The sequence below is a fragment of the Pseudomonas sp. P179 genome, assembly GCF_000478485.2.
Taxonomy (GTDB): Bacteria; Pseudomonadota; Gammaproteobacteria; order Pseudomonadales; family Pseudomonadaceae; genus Pseudomonas; species Pseudomonas aeruginosa.
Genome location: NZ_KI517354.1, coordinates 1,733,755 through 1,751,024 on the forward strand (window position 1 = coordinate 1,733,755; position 17,270 = coordinate 1,751,024).

Here is a 17,270-nt window from a genome sequence, read left to right on the forward strand (position 1 = left end):
CAGATCGTAGAACCAGGTGCCTGCCATGGATCTCAGACAGCTTCGCTACTTCATCGCGGTCGCCGAGGAACTGCATTTCGGTCGCGCCGCGGCTCGCCTGTTCATCTCCCAGCCGGCGCTGAGCTTCGACATCAAGAAGCTGGAGGAACAGCTCGGAACCCAATTGCTGCTGCGCAACAACAAGTCGGTGAAGCTCACCGGCGCCGGCCAGGTCCTGCTGGTGGAAGCGCGCAACCTGCTGCTGCAGGCAGAGAAGGTGAAACGCCTGACCCAGCTATCCGCCGAGGGCGACGTCGGCCAACTGCGCGTCGGCTTCGTCAACTCCATGCTCTACCGCGGCCTGCCCAGGGCCATGTCCCGTTTCGAACGGGAGCACCCGAACATGGAGGTGGTGCTCGGCGAAATGAACAGCGCGGAGCAGGCCCAGGCGTTGCAGCGCGGGCAGATCGACCTGGGCTTCGTGCACTGGGGCAGGCTGCCGGCGGAAATCGTCTCCGAACCCTTGATCAGCGACCCGTTCCTCTGCTGCCTGCCCGCCGGGCACCGCCTGGCTGGCCAGGCGCGTCTGGACCTCGCCGAACTGCGCGACGAAGACTTCATCCTCTTCCCGCGCCATGTCTCCCCGCACTACCACGACCTGATCATCGCCCGCTGCGTGGAGGCCGGCTTCAGCCCGCGCATCCGCCACGAGGCGCGCCTGTGGCAGACCGTCGCCGCCATGGTCGGTCTCGGCATGGGCGTCGCGCTGATCCCGGAGACCCTCTGCCTGGCCTGGCGGAACGAGGTGCGCTACCTGGAGATCGAGCCGGCCGGCGCGCGTTCGGAGATCCACGCGATCCTTCCGGCCAGCGAACCTTCCCGGGCGGCGCAGGCGTTCCTGGCGACGCTGAAGAGCGGCCTGGACGACGCCTGAGCGAGGGCTGACGGAAAACGTCGATATGGAATCCCTTATCGAGCCATAAGATTAAAAGACTATTGATTTGCGGGGGTGCCACCTAGACTCCGAGGCACCCGGGTCAACACCGACGCACGCTCTCCCTCCACGGAAACCAGCGTTTCCGCCCCGCCTTTCAGCGAAGGGCGGTAGGGAGCGGCGTGTCGGCGAGAACAACAATAAACAGGACTCGACCCATGCCGCGCACGCCCTCTCCCGAAGACGCCGACCTGCACAAGAAGGCCCGCAGGGCCGGTATCGCCTCCTTCATCGGCACCACCATCGAGTGGTACGACTTCTACATCTACGGCCTGGCCGCCGCCCTGGTGTTCGGCAAGGTATTCTTCCCCGCCGACATGGATCCGGGCCTGGCCACCCTGCTGTCCTTCGTCACCCTCTGGTCGGGCTTCATCGCTCGCCCGCTGGGCGGGATCATCTTCGGCCATCTCGGCGACCGCATCGGCCGCAAGACCACCCTGGTGATCACCCTGATCATGATGGGCATCGCCACGACCTGCATCGGCCTGTTGCCGGTCTATACGCAGATCGGCATCTGGGCGCCGATCTCCCTGGTGGCGCTGCGTATCGTCCAGGGCATCGCGGTCGGCGGCGAGTGGGGCGGCGCGATCCTGATCGCCAGCGAAAGCGCGCCCAAGGGCAAAGGCATCCTGTACGCCGCCTTCGCCCAGCAGGGCTCGCCCACCGGCAACCTGCTGGCGACCCTGGCGTTCTTCGCCCTCAGCGCCCTGCCCGCCTCGGACTTCATTCTCTGGGGCTGGCGCGCGCCGTTCCTGCTCTCTGCGGTGCTGGTCATCGTCGGCATGGTGATCCGCCTGAAGCTGGAGGAGTCGGAAGACATGAAGCGTGTGCTGGCGCAGAAGCGCACGGTGAAGCTGCCGCTCGCCGAGGTGCTGGGCAAGCACTGGAAGATCGTCCTGCTCGGCGCCGGCGTGCTGCCGATCATCCACGTCACCTACTTCAAGAGCACCTTCGCCCTCTCCTGGGCGACCAAGACCCTCGGCTACAGCCAGGGCACCTTCCTCAGCATCATCGTGGTCGCGCTGGTGGTGCAGTTCCTCAGCCAGCCGCTGGGGGCGCTGCTCACTTCGCGCATCGACATGCGCAAGGCGGCATGCCTGATGGTGCTGCCGGAGTTCATCCTGATGCCGGCGATGTTCTTCGCCGTGGAAACCAAGGTCTACTGGATCGCCGCGGTCGGCATGTGCCTGGCCACGGTGCCGCACGCGATGTTCTACGGCGCGGTGGGCGGTATCCTCGCCCGAGCCTTCCCGGCGCGGGTGCGCTACACCGGCCTGTCGCTGGCCTACCAGCTCTGCTCGCTGCTGGTCGGCGGCGGTACGCCGGTACTGGCCCAGTGGATTCTCAACAGTACCGGCAGCATCGTCGGCGTGGCCCTGGCCTCAGCCTGCTACGCGCTGGTCTCGCTGGCCTGTACCCTGGCCCTGTTGCGGATCACCGGATTCCACGCCAGCGACCTGTCGACCGCCGAGCGCGCCGACGCCCAGGACTTGCAGCGGCCCGCAGCGGTCGAGCGGGAACCGGTGTTGCGCGCCCCCGCCCGGCTTCTGGGCGGCGATCCCGGCTAGCCGGCAGCGCCCATGCGCCGCTCGTGCTCCAGCAACCAGCGCTTGCGCCACAGGCCACCGCCATAACCGGTCAGGGAACCGTCCGAACCGATGACGCGGTGGCAAGGAATCACGATGGCGATCTGGTTGGCTCCGTTGGCGCGGGCCACGGCGCGCACCGACAACGGCGAGCCGATGGACCTGGCCAGCCCGGCGTAGCTCTGCGTGCTGCCGCACGGTACCTCGCGCAGCGCCTGCCAGACCGTGCGGGTGAAGGCCGAGGCGTTCAGCGCCAACGGGGTCTGGAAGCGCACTGGAGTACCGTCGAAGTAGCCGGCGAGTTCCGCCTCGATCCTGTCGATGGGGGCGAAACGGCCGAAACCGATGCTCGATCCGCTGTTCTTCTGCAGGCGTTTCAGCTCCCCGCTCAACGCCGGGCGGTCGAAGAACTCCAGCAGGTGCAGGGCCTGCGCATCGGCCACCGCGAGCATGGCGCCGAGCGGGGTCTGCAGCCAGTCCGCCTTGAGCAGCTCGCGCCCGCGCAACTGCGACGGCGGCTCGCCCAGCAGGCGCGCGAAGGCGCTACGGAAGCCGCTGTCGGAGTCGAAGCTGGCATCCAGTTGCGCGTCGATTACCCGCGCGCCCGAGGACAGCCGCTCGGCGACCTGGCCAAGACGGCGCAGGCGAGCCATTTCCAGAAAGGTCACGCCGAACTCGCGCTTGAAGGCACGGCGCACGGTGGACGGGTCATAGCCCAGCGCCGCCAGGTCGTCTTCGAACCAGCGCCGCTGCGGTTGCCGACCGAGGCGCTGGAGCAGGTCGCTGACCAGCGGCCCCTGCGTGCCGAGCCGTTCCAGCGGCCGGCAACGCAGGCAGGGCCGGAAGCCGGCCTCGACGCAACCCTTGATCGAATCGAAGAACAGGGTGTTCTCGCGCTTCGGCTTGCGCGCCGGGCAGGTCAGGCGGCAGAACACCCCGGTGCTCTTCACCCCGACGAAGGCGAAGCCATCGTAGGCGGGATCGCGCGCCAACAGCGCGGCATACAGGGTGTCGTCATCGGGAAGGGGAAGGAACAACGCTGCATGGGACATGGCCGGCTCCGGAACCAGGGAGGCGATGGATAGCCACTCTAGGCCAGGAGCCTGCGCCTTGCCGCCGCGAAACGGGCGTCGATTCTTTCTCAGCCCTCCTCGAAACGCATCTCCGGCGGCGGCTCGCGGAAACCGTGGGTGATCGCCGCCAGGTACACCGCGCCCAGCGCCAGCCAGCAGAGGCCGAGGATGATCGCCAGATGGTCGAGGCTGGCCATCAACCACAGGTCGGCGACCAGGCCGATGCCAGGGAATACCAGGAACAACAGGGTTTCCCGTGGACCGCGGCGCTCGGCGCCAAGGTAGTAGTGGAAGACCACCGACAGGTTGACCAGGCTGAAGGCGAGGAAGGCGCCGAAGTTGATGAACGACGTGGAGGTGGTCACGTCCATCTGTAGCGCCAGCAAGGCCACCACACCGCACAGGATGATGCTGTTCGCCGGCGTCTCGAAGCGCTTGCCGAGACGACCGAAGAACGGCCGCGGAAGGACGCCGTCGCGGCCCATGGCGAAGAGCAGGCGCGAGGCGCTGGCCTGGGCCGAGAGACCGGAGGTGAACTGGCCGACGATCAGGCCGACCAGGAAGAAGGTCACGAACAGGTCGCCACCGATGTTGCGGGCGATCTCGTAGGCCGCCGAGTCCGCGCTGTCGAAGGCGAACGACGGGTGCGCCAGTTGCACGAAGTACGAGGTGACGATGAAGATCAACCCGCCCAGCAGGGTGATCAGCAGGATCGCCCGCGGGATGTTGCGCCGCGGGTCGCGGGTTTCCTCGGTCAGGGTACTGACCGCGTCGAAACCGAGGAACGAGTAGCAGGCGATCGCCGCACCGCTCATCACCAGCGGCACCTGCAGGTCGCCACCTAGCAACGGTTGCAGTGACCATAACGGCTTGCCCGGGTCGCCCAGCACGTAGTGCACGCAGAGTGCGACGAAGGCGCCGAGGACCAGGAACTGCACCAGCATCAGCAGGCCATTGACGTTCTTCGCCAGGCGCAGGCCGACGATGTTGATCGTCGTGGTCACGCCGATGAACGCCAGCACCCAGACCGCGTTGGGTACCGCGGGAAAGGCCGAGTGCAGGTAGGCGGCGCCGATCAGCCAGATCGCCATCGGCAGGAACAGGTAGTCGAGCAGCACCGCCCAGCCGGCGATGAAGCCAAGCCGGGAATCGATGGCCTTGCGCACGTAGGTATAGGCCGAGCCGGCCACCGGGAAGGCCGCGGCCATGCGCCCGTAGCTGAGGGCGGTGAAGAACATCGCCAGGGAAGCGGCGATGTAGGCGGCGGGGACGTGTCCCTGGGTGGTCTCGGCGAGGATGCCGAAAGTCCCGAGGACGATGATGGGGGTCATGTAGGCGATGCCGAACAGCACCACGGAACCCAGCGACAGGGTGCGCTTGAGTCTGGCCATTACTGCTTACTCCGGAATTATCGTTTGTTATGGCAGTGGCCCGCAGCCGGCCGGGCCGCGGGGCGCAGGGGCCTCCCCTCACCCGGGAGACCGGCGGACGCTCGGGCGCCCATCGTTGTGCTACGGCTTTCCGGGCCCATCCTCGCCCGCTCGCTGGCGGACGGAGGACGACGCGACGCTCCTGTCGCGCCGCGGTGAATCAGGGAATCAGCAGCTCGCGCAGGCCGTCCGGGTGCTCGCGGCGCTCGCCGGGCAGGACCAGGCGACGCTCTTCGAGGTAACGGTAATCCCGACGCGCATCCTGCAACCGGCCGAGGTCCAGTTCCACGATCTGCCGGCATTCTTCGCGCCCGGCCTCGCAGAGCAACTGGCCGTAGGGATCGACCACAGCGCTGCCGCCGGCGAAGACCAGCCCGCCGTCGCCATGCCCGACGCGGTTGACCATCACCGCGTAGGCCTGGTTTTCCATGGCGCGGGCCATGATCGCGGTGCGATGGGTCGGGCCATAGGGGTCCATGTTGCCATTGGTCACGATGATCAGTTCCGCACCCAGTTGGCCGAGGGCCCGCGCGCTTTCCGGGAACTCGATGTCGAAGCACACCAGCAGGCCGACCCGGATGCCGTTCCACAGGGCGGTGGCGTAGCGGTCGCCAGGCGTGAAGATGCCGCGGTCGGAGGCCCACAGGTGGGTCTTGCGGTATTTCAGGGCGATGCCGTCGGGAGCGATCAGCAGGGTGGTGTTGTAATAGCGGCCGGCGTCCGCCTCGGCGATGCCGATCGCCACCGAAACGTTACGTTCACGGGCGACGCGCTGCACCGCGCTGACCGTCGGGCCGTCGAGCGGCTCGGCGAGGGCGGCGATGTTGTCTTCGCTGGGGAAGCCGGTCAGGTGGGTTTCCGGGAACACCACCAGTTCGGTGTCCGCCGCACAGTCGGCGATGGCCGCCAGGGCGCGTTCCAGGTTGTGCGCGGTGTCGCCATCGCGACCGGCGATCTGGACGAGTTCGACTTTCATCGGAATTCCTTGTTGTTCTCGGCGCTGTTCGGCACGCGCGCTGTTCGTATGCAGGGGTCGGCACAGTATGCTTGGCGTTCCCCGCGCCGATAATTACGTCCGAGGGTTAACCCAACAGGGGTAGAAGATGAGTTTCACCTTGCAGGACATCGCCTGGCACCGCTCCGTCGGGCAACTGGTCGAGGCGCTGGATGCGCCGGACTTCTGGATTCGCCTGGTACGCCTGCTCGAACAGTACGTTCCGTTCGACAGCTGGGTGGCCCTGCTGTTCAGCCAGGGCCGGCCACAGGTGTTCGCCGAATGCCCGGGCGCCGACGGCGGGCCGGACCCGCTGTTCCAGGACTACCTGCGAGGCCTCTACCTGCTCGACCCGTTCTACATCGCCAGCCGCGAGAACCCGTGCAGCGGCCTGTTCCGTCTGGCCGACGTGGCACCGGAATGCTTCGAGCAGACCGATTACTACCAGCGTTACTTCCGCCTCAACGTGGTGGCCGATGAAATCCAGATCAACGTCCAGCTCTCCGGCGAACGCACCCTCTGCCTGTCGCTCGGCTCGCGGCGCCGCTTCACCCCCGAGCAACTCGCCGTGCTCGGCCTGGTGCGGCCCTGGGTGGCCGGGCTGATGCGCCAGCGCCTGGCCTTCGAGGACGAAGTGTTGAACAGCCCCGCGGCGCCGGAGCCGGGCTGGCAGGGTTCGCTGGAGAAGGTCGCGGAGCAGATGGGCACGCCACTGACGGCGCGCGAACTGGAGGTCGGCAGGCTGATGCTCAGCGGCTGCTCGAGCAAGGAGATCGCCCGCAAGCTGGCGATCTCGGCGGAAACCGTGAAGGTCCACCGCAAGCACATGTACGGCAAGCTCGGCATCAAGTCGCAGTCCGAGCTGTTCGGCCTGTTCCTCCAGGCCCAGGGCTGACGGGACGGGCGACCGTCCCGTCGCCGCTCAGCGGCGCTTGATCTTCGGCTTCGGCCGGCCCTGCACGCACTTGAAGCGCGGATTCGACTTGCAGATCACGTAGAGCCGGCCACGGCGCTTCACCACCTGGCAATCGCGATGGCGCAGCTTGGCCTGTTTCAGCGAGGCGAGGACTTTCATCAGGCCCCCTTGCCGCCGACGAAGCCGGCGAAACGCTTGTTGAACCCGGCCACGCGGCCTTCGCTCTTGGTCTTGCGCTGTTCGCCGGTGTAGACCGGGTGCGAGGCGCTGGAAACGTCCAGCGTCACGTAGGGATAGGTCTTGCCGTCGGTATGGGTATGGGTCTTGTCGGTCTCCGCGGTGGAGCCGATCAGGAAGTACACGTCGGCCGAGGTGTCATGGAACAGGACGGGACGGTATTCGGGATGGATGCCGGGTTTCATGGGGATGCCTCCTACATAATGTTATATAGTTACATATTACTCCGATAAGAATAATTCGCAACTCCGGAAAGAGTTCCCGGCGACCATTCGGCTGCTCGACCATCCAGACACAATTATTAGCTTGCTTTCTATCCCCGTTTGTTTCCCATAATCAGCGCTTGGTTAGCGCGGGGGGAACCCGTCGTAGACGCCTCGAAGAAGGTGACTACCATTTTGAACCGAAGCCTGAAGATTGGAGACATGATGAATCTGTCGCTACTCAGTCGCTATGCGTTTTTCGCCTGTATCGCCCTGTTCACCTTGGTCAGCCTGCCGTTCCTCGGCAGCACCGAATGGCTCTGGCCGTTCACCCTACTGGGCGTGGCCCTGAGCCTGCTCGGCCTGTTCGACCTGATCCAGACGCCCCACGCGGTGCGCCGCAACTATCCGATCCTGGGCAACATCCGCTATCTGGTGGAAGGCATCCGCCCGGAGATCCGCCAGTACCTGCTGGAAGCCGACGGCGACGCCCTGCCCTTCTCCCGCGCCCAGCGCTCGCTGGTCTACTCGCGGGCGAAGAACGAAAGCTCGGAGAAGCCCTTCGGCACCCTGATCGACGTGTACACCGCCGGCTACGAATTCATCAGCCACTCGATGCGTCCGGCGCCGCTCAGCGATCCCTGCGAGTTCCGCGTCGACATCGGCGGGCCACAATGCAGCAAGCCGTACTCCGCTTCGCTGTTCAACGTCTCAGCGATGAGTTTCGGCGCCCTTAGCGCCAACGCCATTCGCTCGCTGAACCGTGGCGCGCAGATGGGCAACTTCTACCACGACACCGGCGAGGGCAGCATCAGTCCCTATCACCGCGAGAACGGCGGCGACCTGGTCTGGGAACTGGGCAGCGGCTACTTCGGGTGCCGCACCCGCGATGGCAAGTTCGACCCTGAGCGCTTCGCCGCCCAGGCCCTCGACCCGCAGGTGAAGATGATCGAGATCAAGCTCAGCCAGGGCGCCAAGCCGGGACACGGCGGTATCCTGCCCAAGCACAAGGTCACCCCCGAGATCGCCGCCACCCGTGGCGTGCCGATGGGTGAGGATTGCGTTTCGCCGTCGCGCCACAGCGCCTTCTCCACGCCGATCGAGCTGATGCAGTTCATCGCCCAGCTGCGCGAACTGTCCGGCGGCAAGCCGGTCGGCTTCAAGTTCTGCCTGGGCCATCCATGGGAGTTCATGGGCATCGCCAAGGCCATGCTGGAGACCGGCATCCTCCCCGACTTCATCGTCGTCGACGGCAAGGAAGGCGGCACCGGCGCGGCGCCGCTGGAGTTCACCGACCATATCGGCGTGCCGCTGCGCGAAGGCCTGCTGTTCGTCCACAACACCCTGGTCGGCCTCAACCTGCGCGACAAGATCAAGGTCGGCGCCAGCGGCAAGATCGTCAGCGCCTTCGATATCGCCAGCGTCCTGGCCACCGGCGCGGATTGGGCCAACTCGGCGCGCGGCTTCATGTTCGCCATCGGCTGCATCCAGTCGCAGAGCTGCCATACCAACAAGTGCCCGACCGGCGTCGCCACCCAGGACCCGCTGCGCCAGCGCGCGCTGGTGGTGCCGGACAAGGCCGAGCGGGTGCGCAACTTCCATCGCAACACCCTCAAGGGCCTGGCCGAGATGCTCGCCGCGGCGGGCCTGGAACATCCCTCGCAGCTCGAAGCCAAGCACCTGGTGCGACGCATCACCGACACCGAGATCCGCCTGTTCTCGCAGCTGCACTACTTCCTCAAGCCGGGCGAACTGCTTTCCGGCAAGATCGAGGGCGAGTTCTACGAGCGCATGTGGAACATGGCGCGGGCCGACAGCTTCGACGCGGCGGCCTGAGCCGCCGCCCTCGCACGCAAGAAAAAGCCGGAGGCATCGCTGCCTCCGGCTTTTTCATGTCCGCGTAGATCAGCCCAGCAGGATGGTCGCCCAGGTCACGGTGATCACGGTGAGGGCCACGAACTGCGCGGCGCTGCCCATGTCCTTGGCATTCTTCGACAGAGGGTGGCGTTCCAGCGAGACGCGGTCGACGGTGGCCTCGATCGCCGAGTTGAGCAGCTCGACGATCAGCGCCAGCAGGCACACCGCGATCATCAGCGCGCGTTCGCCGCGACTGACGTCGAGGAGGAAGGCCACCGGGATCAGCACCACGTTGAGCAGCACCAGTTGGCGGAAGGCGGCTTCACCGCGGAAGGCGGCGAGGAAACCTGCGAGGGAATAGCCGGTGGCGTTGAGGATACGCTTGAGGCCGGTCTGGCCTTTGAAGGGGGAAGGCGACACGTCGGGTTCTCATCGATTCGGAAGGCCGGCAGTCTAGCCGCCGGCTGGTCAAAAAAGCGTTAAGCCGTCTCTCAATGAGAAGCGGGAACCGTCTCCATTTGTTGCAGCAGCAGCGCGGCCTGGGTCCGGGTGCGCACGTTGAGCTTGCGGAAGATCGCCGTGACGTGGGCCTTCACCGTCGCCTCGGAAACGTTCAGGTCGTAGGCGATCTGCTTGTTCAGCAACCCTTCGCAGACCATGGTGAGTACCCTGAACTGTTGCGGGGTGAGGCTGGCGAGCCCGGCGCTGGCGGCCTTGGCCTCCTCGCTGAGGGCTTCGGCGGCGGCATCCTGCGGCGGCCACCAGGTGTCCCCGTCGAGCACCGCGCGCACCGCCTGCTGCAGGGTTTCCAGCGGACTGGACTTGGGAATGAAGCCGCTGGCGCCGAACTCGCGGGAGCGCTGCACCACCGCGGCCTCCTCCTGTGCCGAGATCATCACCACCGGCACCTGCGGGTATTGCCCGCGCAACAGCACCAGGCCGGAGAAGCCATAGGCCCCCGGCATATTGAGGTCCAGCAGGACCAGATCCCAATCGGCCTTCTCGTTCAGCCGCGCTTCCAGTTCGGCGATGCTGGCGGCTTCCACCAGGCGCACGTCGGGACCCAGCCCGAGGGTGAGGGCCTGGTGCAAAGCGCTGCGAAACAGGGGGTGATCGTCGGCGATCAGGATCTCGTAAGAAGCCATGACATGTCCTAGTTTGTTCGGCCCAGCCGAGGCGGCGCTCAGGATGCCGACCGAGGGCGGACCGGTCAAGCCGAATGAGGGATACCTCGTACACCGCGTTCGTCTTTTCAAACACCCCGGCTTGCTGGCAGAGTGGCGGACCCTCCCCGCCCCGTCGAGCGAGCCATGCGAAGCCAAGCCCTGCGTGCCGATGTCCTGATGCTGATCACCGCCATGATCTGGGGGGTGTCGTTCGTCGCCCAGCGCCTGGGGATGGACGCCATCGGGCCGTTCCTCTATACCGGCCTGCGCTTCGTCCTCGGTGCCCTGGTGCTGGTGCCACTGCTGATGCTGCGCTCGCGACGCGACGGCGCGCAACCCTTCAATCGCGGACAGTTGCTCGCCGGTGTGATCCTCGGCGTCGCCCTGACCACCGGGATCAACCTGCAGCAGGTCGGCCTGCTGTTCACCAGCGTGACCAACTCCGGCTTCATCACCGGGCTCTACGTGATCGTCGTGCCGTTGCTCGGCCTGCTGTTCGGCCAGCGCACCGGCGCGGGCACCTGGCTGGGGGCGTCGCTGGCGGTGCTCGGCATGGCCCTGCTGAGCATCGGCCCGGGCTTCCAGGTCGCCTCCGGCGACTGGCTGCAACTGGCCGGCGCGGTGGTCTGGGGCGCGCACGTCCTGCTGGTAGGCCTGTTCGCCAGCCGCTACGACCCGATCCGCCTGGCCTTCCTGCAGTTCGCCACCTGCGCGGCGGTCAGCCTGCTGCTGGCACTGGTCTTCGAGGAAATCCACTGGGACGCCATCGTCCAGGCCGGTCCCGCCCTGCTATACGGCGGCCTGCTCGGCGTCGGCACCGGCTTCACCCTGCAGGTGGTGGCGCAGAAGCACGCCATCGCTTCCCATGCGGCGATCATCCTGTCCCTGGAAGCGGTGTTCGCCGCCATCGCTGGCGCCCTGTTCCTCGCCGAGACCCTGCACCTGCGCGGCTATTTCGGTTGCGCGCTGATGCTGGCGGGCATGCTGGTGGCGCAGTTGTGGCCGCGCAAGCTCGCCGCCGAAGCGCGCCCGGCCTGACGCTCAGCCACGGAACGGCGCCAGGGCACGGTGCGCCGGGCTGGCCTCGTCCAGCGGAATGTGCCGCTTGGCGCCCAGGTAGCGCTCGCTGAACACCTCCAGGTAGGCGCCGAGCGCCTCGCCCGCGGCCTCGTCGCCAGCCAGCTCCAGGCACAGCGCCGCCACTTCGGCGGTGCACAGGTGCTCGCCACGGGTCGAGCGACGCAGGCGATAGCGCGAGAGCTGCTCGGGCAGCAGGCTGAGCACCGGGAACGGCTCCAGGTAGGGACTCTTGCGGAACATCTTGCGCGCCTCGGTCCAGGTCGCGTCGAGCAGGATGAACAGCGGTCGCTTGCCTTCCACCAGCGGGGCGACCTCGTTCACCACCCGCTCCGCCGCCACGTATTCGCCGGGGAACACCAGGTATGGCTGCCACTGCGGGTCGGCCAGCAACTCCAGCAAGCGCGGGTCGACCTCGGTGCGCGACCAGCCGAAGGCGAAGGTGTCGGCCACGGTATCGGCGATCAGCCAGCCGGTGTTGGTCGGTTTCAGCGCCTCGATGTCGTGCATGACCAGGCACATGCCGGCGCGCACCTCGACCCGCGGCCGCCAGGCGCACATGCAATAGCTCGGCAGCAGCCGACAGCCTTCGCAGCGCGGCATGCGCGAACCGCGCGCGACGAAGGGTTTCAGGCTGCGCGCCAGGCGCTCCTGGCGCAAGCGGGAAACGGCATGGCTCATCGGGCAGGCTCCCGATACGGAAAGGACGGGCGAAGGAACATCGAAGACTCGAGGAAACGGGCTGGAAAGCGACCGCGAAATTCTATCAGAGCCCGCGTGGCTCCTGCTTTGTCGGACAACGTCCGAGGCCGCGAAAAAAAATTCCTCACAGGGGCCTCAGACGTCTAGTTAGAGCGGGATGCGATCCCTATAATCCGCCCCCTTTTTCGACACCGGGCAGCCGGCTCCGCCCGCTGACCTTACTGCCTCTCCAGACGAGTGACGCCCCCCTTGCTCGAGATCCGCAACGTGACCCGCCGCTTCGGCGACTTCACCGCCGTCGACAATGTCAGCCTGACGATCAACACCGGCGAATTCTTCACCCTCCTCGGCCCTTCCGGGTGCGGCAAGACCACCCTCCTGCGCATGCTCGCCGGCTTCGACCAGCCGGACAGCGGCGAGATCCGCCTCAACGGCCAGGACCTCGCCGGCGTCGAGCCGGAGAAGCGCCCGGTGCATACGGTGTTCCAGAGCTACGCGCTGTTCCCGCACATGAGCGTGGCGCAGAACATCGCCTTCCCGCTGAAGATGGCCGGAGTGGCGAAGAGCGAGATCGACGCCCGCGTCGAACAGGCCCTGAAGGACGTGCGCCTGGCGGACAAGGGCGGGCGCATGCCGACACAGCTTTCCGGCGGCCAGCGCCAGCGCGTGGCGATCGCCCGCGCGCTGGTCAACCGGCCGCGCCTGCTGCTGCTCGACGAACCGCTGTCGGCGCTGGACGCCAAGCTGCGCGAAGAAATGCAGATCGAACTGATCAACCTGCAGAAGGACGTCGGCATCACCTTTGTCTATGTCACCCACGATCAGGGCGAAGCCCTGGCGCTGTCGCACCGCATCGCGGTGATGAACCAGGGCCGGGTGGAGCAACTGGACGCCCCGGAAACCATCTACAGCTTCCCGCGCAGTCGTTTCGTCGCCGACTTCATCGGCCAGTGCAACCTGCTCGACGCCACGGTCGAGGCGGTCGACGGCGAACGCGTGCGCATCGACCTCAGGGGCCTGGGCGAGGTCCAGGCGCTGAAATCCTTCGACGCCCAGCCCGGCGAGGCCTGCGTGCTGACCCTGCGGCCGGAGAAGATCCGCCTGGCGCAGAGCGTCACCGCCGACAGCGACGAGGTGCACTTCCGCGGTCGCGTCGCCGAACTGCTCTACCTGGGCGACGTGACCCTGTACATCGTCGAGCTGGAGAACGGCGAGCGCCTGGAAACCCTGCTGCCCAACGCCACGCCCGGCCGAGCCAAGTTCTTCGAGGTGGGCGACGCGGTGGAAGCCGCCTGGCGCTTCGATGCCGGCCATCTGGTCAGGGCCTGACACGATGAGAAAGAACCTCGGCAAGTGGCTGCTGGTCTGGCCGCCGCAAGCGTATCTGCTGTTCTTCTTCCTGGTTCCGGCGCTGATCATGCTGTTCGCCTCGTTCCGCTTTCCCGGCGACTACGGCGGCCTGGCGCCCTGGATGTACAGCGAGGACGGGCAGACCGTCTACGACCTCAGCGTGGAGAACTACACCCGGCTCACCGAGAGCTGGGTGTACCTGCAACTGTTCGTCAAATCCTTCGGCTACGCCCTGGTCACCACCCTGGCCTGCCTGCTGCTCGCCTACCCGGTGGCGACCACCCTCGCCCGGGCCCCGGCGAAGTGGCGCAACCTGCTGATCCTGCTGGTGATCCTGCCGTTCTGGAGCAACCTGCTGGTACGCGTCTACGCCTGGATGATCATCCTCTCGCCGTCCGGTGCCCTGACCCGCGGGATCAACGCCGCGCTGGACCTGTTCGGCGCGCAGCCGATCAGCCTGATGTTCACCCCGTTCGCGGTGATCCTGTGCATGGTCTACGTGCACCTGCCGTTCATGATCCTGCCGCTCTACGCCAACCTGGAGAAACACGACCCGGCCCTGCTGGACGCCGCCCAGGACCTCGGCGCCGGTCGTTGGCAACGCTTCTGGCGGGTGACCTTCCCGCTCTCGCTGCCGGGCGTGGCCGCCGGCGCGGCACTGGTATTCATCCCGGTTCTGGGAATGTTCGCCATCCCCGACCTGGTCGGCGGTACCGACGGCATCATGATCGGCAACCTGATCAAGAGCCAGTTCCTCGACTCCCGCGACTGGCCGTTCGGCAGCGCGCTGTCGATCGCCCTGACCGGCTGCATCCTGCTGCTGGTCGCCCTCGGCATGGGCGCCGCGCGCGCCCGCAAGGGAGGCGCCCATGCGTAGGCCCTACCTGCTCTGGAGCGCCACCGCGCTGGTGTACCTGTTCCTCTACGTACCGCTGGTGATCGTGGTGCTGTACTCCTTCAACGACTCGCGGCTGAACGCCGAGTGGGTGGGCTTCACCCTGGACTGGTACCGCAAGCTGTTCGGCAACCGCGACATGCTCCAGGCCGCCGCCAACTCGCTGGTCATCGCGCTGGTTTCGGCCAGCGTGGCGACCCTGCTCGGCACCCTCGCCGGGGTCGCCCTGCATCGCTTCAAGCTGCGCGTGCTGCCCCTGCTGGTGCTGACCCCGATCGCCATTCCGGAACTCCTGATGGGGGTCTCGCTGGTGATCTTCTTCATCGGCCTGAACATGAGCCTGGGCATGCTCTCGGTGACCCTCGCGCACATCACCTTCTCGGTCGGCTTCGTCGCCCTGGTGGTGCAGGCGCGCATGTCGGGCATGGACGAAAGCCTCACCGAGGCGGCCCGCGACCTCGGTGCCACGCCCTGGCAGAGCTTCCGCCTGGTGACCCTGCCGCTGATCATGCCGGGCATCGTCGCCGGCGCGCTGATGGCCTTCACCCTGTCCATCGACGACTTCGTGATCACCTTCTTCGCCGCTGGCGGCGGCTTCGCCACCCTGCCGACGCAGATCTACACCATGATCAAGATCGCCGTGACGCCCGAAGTGAACGCCGTCTCCACCCTGCTGATGCTGCTCACCCTGGTGCTGATCGTGATCGCCTCGAAACTCTCCCCCAGCGCCATCAAGGGCCATTGATCCGCCGAAACCCGCGTGCCTCCCGGAGAGGCCCGCGGCCTTGCCCTGCTCCGGTTTCCGGAGCCCTGCCACCCCGTAACAAGGAACCATGATGAAAAAGCTGTTGCTCGTCGCAACCCTCATGGCAGGAGCCGCCCAGGCCACCGCCGCCGAGAAGCTGTATCTGTTCAACTGGAACGACTACATCGCCGAGGACACGCTGAAACGCTTCGAGCAGCAATGTGGCTGCGAGCTGGTGCAGGAGTTCTATTCCGGCACCGAGGAAATGATGGCCAAGCTGGCCGCCGGGGCCAGCGGCTACGACGTGATCATCCCGACCCAGAACGCGGTCGAGGCGCTGATCCGCAAGGGCGACCTGCTGGAGCTGGACAAGAGTCGCCTGGCGAACCTGAGCAACGAGGCCGCGGGCTACCTCGACAAGGATTTCGACAAGGGCAACCGCTATTCCCTGCCCTACGCCTTCACCACCACCCTGGTCGGCTACAACAAGACCGAGCTGGACAAGCTGGGCATCGACCCCGCCGACTGGTCGGTGATCTTCGACCCGGCGGTCCTGGAGAAGATCAAGGGCAGGGTCACGGTGATGGACGACCCGCAGGAACTGTTCGGCGCCGCCCTGAAGTACCTCGGTCACTCCGCCAACGACACCGACCCGCAGCACTGGAAGGAAGCCCAGGCGCTGATCCTCGCGGCCAAGCCGTACTGGGCCGCGTTCAACTCGTCGAGCTATATCAAGGAGCTGACCCTGGGCAACATCTGGGTCGCCCATGGCTACTCCAGCGACATGTACCAGGCCAGGGCCGACGCGGAGGCTGCCGGCCGCGCCTTCAAGGTCGACTTCGCCCTGCCCCGCCAAGGTGCGGTGCTGGCCATCGACAACATGGTGATCCACAAGGGCTCGAAGAACCCTGACCTGGCCTACCGCTTCATCGACTTCATGCTCGACGGTCGGAACGCTTCCGAGCTGACCAACCAGATCGGTACCGGCACGCCCAACGCCGCCGCCCTGCCCTTCATCAAGCCGGAAATCAAGACGCTCGCCGCCCTGTTCCCGGACGCCACCACCCAGGCCAGGCTGGAGCCGCTGAAGGACCTGAACTCGCGCCAGCGCCGCGCCCTGAACAAGCTCTGGACAGAGATCAAGCTGCGCTGATCCGCACCGCTATCGACGAAAGGGCGACCCTCGGTCGCCCTTTTGCGTTTCCGTGCCCCGCCCCGAACGCGGTAACATGGCGCCCATTCGCCACCGTCCGTCCCGGGAATGGGCCGACGGAAACAATTCGCCCCCTCCATCGGTCGAATCCGCTTATTGCCCCAGGAGATCTTCGATGTCGCGCTTCATGGCCCTTGCCCTTTGTTTCGTCCTGCCCACCGCCGCCCATGCCGCCTCGCTCAAGGATTTCGAACTGAGCAAGATGCTGGAGAAAGTGGCCAAGGAAAGCAGCGTAGGCACTCCCCGCGCCATCAACGAAGACATCCTCGACCAGGGCTACACCGTCGAAGGCAACCAGTTGATCAATCACCTCAGCGTACGCGCCAGCCACGCCGAGCGCATGCGCTCCAACCCGGACAGCGTGCGCAGCCAGCTCGGCGATAGCGTGTGCAGCAACACCGGCTATCGCCAGTTGCTCGCCCGCGGCGCGATCCTCACCTACAGCTTCACCGAGTACAAGACCAACCAGCCGGTCGCCACCGAACGCTTCGATGCCGGCAGCTGCCGCATCCAGGGCAAGAAGTAGGCGCGCCGCGCGGTCGCCATGCTGGACAAGCAGCATCTGCTGAAGATCGCCAGGACGCCGATGCCGTTCGGCAAGTACCAGGGACGGATGCTGGTCGACCTGCCGGAGGAGTACCTGCTGTGGTTCTACAAGAAAGGCTTCCCGCCTGGTGAACTCGGGCGGCTGATGCAGTTGACCCTGGAACTGAAGATCGACGGGCTGGACGGGCTGCTCAAGCCGCTTCGTCCCCCCGCTCCGTAGGCGAATGACGTCGCCGACGCTATCCGCCGATACCCTGCCCACACCCTGCCTTCGCCAGACACCCGCCCCCGTTCGGCAGGGCGAATA

The 17,270-nt window shown here is 66.3% G+C and carries 19 protein-coding genes; 11 read left to right on the top strand and 8 right to left on the bottom strand.

Annotated elements, in window-relative coordinates; genetic code table 11:
- Nucleotides 1-25 precede the first annotated feature (25 nt).
- Both HMPREF1224_RS20620 and HMPREF1224_RS20625 read left to right on the top strand, forming a co-directional pair.
- Entirely contained in the window at nt 26-913 is an 888-nt protein-coding gene (locus HMPREF1224_RS20620) for a LysR family transcriptional regulator (protein WP_010793350.1), read from the top strand.
- A gap of 218 nt (nt 914-1,131) precedes the next feature.
- Entirely contained in the window at nt 1,132-2,541 is a 1,410-nt protein-coding gene (locus HMPREF1224_RS20625) for an MFS transporter (RefSeq protein WP_010793351.1), read from the top strand.
- Here the strand turns inward: HMPREF1224_RS20625 and HMPREF1224_RS20630 are convergent.
- From HMPREF1224_RS20630 to HMPREF1224_RS20640, 3 genes are all read right to left on the bottom strand, one after another.
- Nucleotides 2,538-3,611 (bottom strand): bifunctional transcriptional activator/DNA repair enzyme AdaA, encoded by a 1,074-nt coding sequence (locus HMPREF1224_RS20630; RefSeq protein ID WP_010793352.1) that lies wholly within the window; start codon nt 3,609-3,611, stop codon nt 2,538-2,540. The genes HMPREF1224_RS20625 and HMPREF1224_RS20630 overlap by 4 nt on opposite strands.
- A gap of 89 nt (nt 3,612-3,700) precedes the next feature.
- Nucleotides 3,701-5,023: an APC family permease gene (locus HMPREF1224_RS20635; protein WP_010793353.1), complete on the bottom strand. Its 1,323-nt coding sequence runs from the start codon at nt 5,021-5,023 to the stop codon at nt 3,701-3,703.
- A gap of 199 nt (nt 5,024-5,222) precedes the next feature.
- Entirely contained in the window at nt 5,223-6,038 is an 816-nt protein-coding gene (locus tag HMPREF1224_RS20640) for a carbon-nitrogen hydrolase family protein (protein WP_003092205.1), read from the bottom strand.
- A 127-nt stretch (nt 6,039-6,165) separates the two neighbouring features.
- Between HMPREF1224_RS20640 and HMPREF1224_RS20645 the strand changes: the two genes are divergently transcribed.
- A complete protein-coding gene (locus HMPREF1224_RS20645; protein ID WP_003092207.1) occupies nt 6,166-6,951 on the top strand; it encodes a helix-turn-helix transcriptional regulator in 786 nt (261 codons plus the stop codon).
- Between the two features lie 27 nt (nt 6,952-6,978).
- On the opposite strand, the gene ykgO is transcribed toward HMPREF1224_RS20645, so the two are convergent.
- Entirely contained in the window at nt 6,979-7,131 is a 153-nt protein-coding gene (gene ykgO, locus HMPREF1224_RS20650) for a type B 50S ribosomal protein L36 (protein WP_003092209.1), read from the bottom strand.
- A complete protein-coding gene (locus HMPREF1224_RS20655; RefSeq protein WP_003092213.1) occupies nt 7,131-7,394 on the bottom strand; it encodes a type B 50S ribosomal protein L31 in 264 nt (87 codons plus the stop codon). Before HMPREF1224_RS20655 ends, ykgO begins: the two co-directional genes overlap by 1 nt.
- A gap of 243 nt (nt 7,395-7,637) precedes the next feature.
- Between HMPREF1224_RS20655 and HMPREF1224_RS20660 the strand changes: the two genes are divergently transcribed.
- Nucleotides 7,638-9,248 carry an FMN-binding glutamate synthase family protein gene (locus HMPREF1224_RS20660; RefSeq protein ID WP_003098476.1) on the top strand — a complete coding sequence of 537 codons (1,611 nt, stop codon included), beginning with the start codon at nt 7,638-7,640 and terminating at the stop codon, nt 9,246-9,248.
- Nucleotides 9,249-9,317: 69 nt separating this feature from the next.
- Here HMPREF1224_RS20660 and HMPREF1224_RS20665 read toward each other — a convergent pair whose 3' ends face one another.
- Together HMPREF1224_RS20665 and erdR are read right to left on the bottom strand one after the other, a co-directional pair.
- A complete protein-coding gene (locus HMPREF1224_RS20665; protein WP_003092226.1) occupies nt 9,318-9,689 on the bottom strand; it encodes a diacylglycerol kinase in 372 nt (123 codons plus the stop codon).
- Nucleotides 9,690-9,760: 71 nt separating this feature from the next.
- Entirely contained in the window at nt 9,761-10,414 is a 654-nt protein-coding gene (erdR, locus tag HMPREF1224_RS20670) for a response regulator transcription factor ErdR (RefSeq protein WP_003092229.1), read from the bottom strand.
- A 132-nt stretch (nt 10,415-10,546) separates the two neighbouring features.
- Between erdR and HMPREF1224_RS20675 the strand changes: the two genes are divergently transcribed.
- Nucleotides 10,547-11,473: a DMT family transporter gene (locus tag HMPREF1224_RS20675; RefSeq protein WP_003119360.1), complete on the top strand. Its 927-nt coding sequence runs from the start codon at nt 10,547-10,549 to the stop codon at nt 11,471-11,473.
- A 3-nt stretch (nt 11,474-11,476) separates the two neighbouring features.
- Here HMPREF1224_RS20675 and HMPREF1224_RS20680 read toward each other — a convergent pair whose 3' ends face one another.
- Nucleotides 11,477-12,193 carry a tRNA-uridine aminocarboxypropyltransferase gene (locus tag HMPREF1224_RS20680; protein WP_010793354.1) on the bottom strand — a complete coding sequence of 239 codons (717 nt, stop codon included), beginning with the start codon at nt 12,191-12,193 and terminating at the stop codon, nt 11,477-11,479.
- A 258-nt stretch (nt 12,194-12,451) separates the two neighbouring features.
- On the opposite strand from HMPREF1224_RS20680, the gene HMPREF1224_RS20685 reads away from it, so the two are divergent.
- The 6 genes from HMPREF1224_RS20685 (at nt 12,452) to HMPREF1224_RS20710 (ending at nt 17,183) form a co-directional block, all read left to right on the top strand.
- Entirely contained in the window at nt 12,452-13,543 is a 1,092-nt protein-coding gene (locus tag HMPREF1224_RS20685; protein WP_003119359.1) for an ABC transporter ATP-binding protein, read from the top strand.
- A gap of 4 nt (nt 13,544-13,547) precedes the next feature.
- On the top strand, nt 13,548-14,441 hold the full coding sequence (locus tag HMPREF1224_RS20690) for an ABC transporter permease (RefSeq protein WP_003092241.1): 894 nt from the start codon (nt 13,548-13,550) through the stop codon (nt 14,439-14,441).
- A complete protein-coding gene (locus tag HMPREF1224_RS20695) occupies nt 14,434-15,204 on the top strand; it encodes an ABC transporter permease (protein ID WP_010793355.1) in 771 nt (256 codons plus the stop codon). The genes HMPREF1224_RS20690 and HMPREF1224_RS20695 overlap by 8 nt, the downstream gene beginning before the upstream one ends.
- Nucleotides 15,205-15,292: 88 nt before the next feature.
- The gene (locus tag HMPREF1224_RS20700) at nt 15,293-16,357 is read left to right on the top strand and encodes a polyamine ABC transporter substrate-binding protein (protein WP_003113877.1); all 1,065 of its coding nucleotides are present in this window, start codon (nt 15,293-15,295) and stop codon (nt 16,355-16,357) included.
- A gap of 175 nt (nt 16,358-16,532) precedes the next feature.
- On the top strand, nt 16,533-16,943 hold the full coding sequence (locus HMPREF1224_RS20705; protein ID WP_003092248.1) for a quorum-sensing-regulated virulence factor family protein: 411 nt from the start codon (nt 16,533-16,535) through the stop codon (nt 16,941-16,943).
- 18 nt (nt 16,944-16,961) lie between these two features.
- On the top strand, nt 16,962-17,183 hold the full coding sequence (locus HMPREF1224_RS20710) for a DUF3820 family protein (protein WP_003092249.1): 222 nt from the start codon (nt 16,962-16,964) through the stop codon (nt 17,181-17,183).
- Nucleotides 17,184-17,270: the final 87 nt, after the last annotated feature.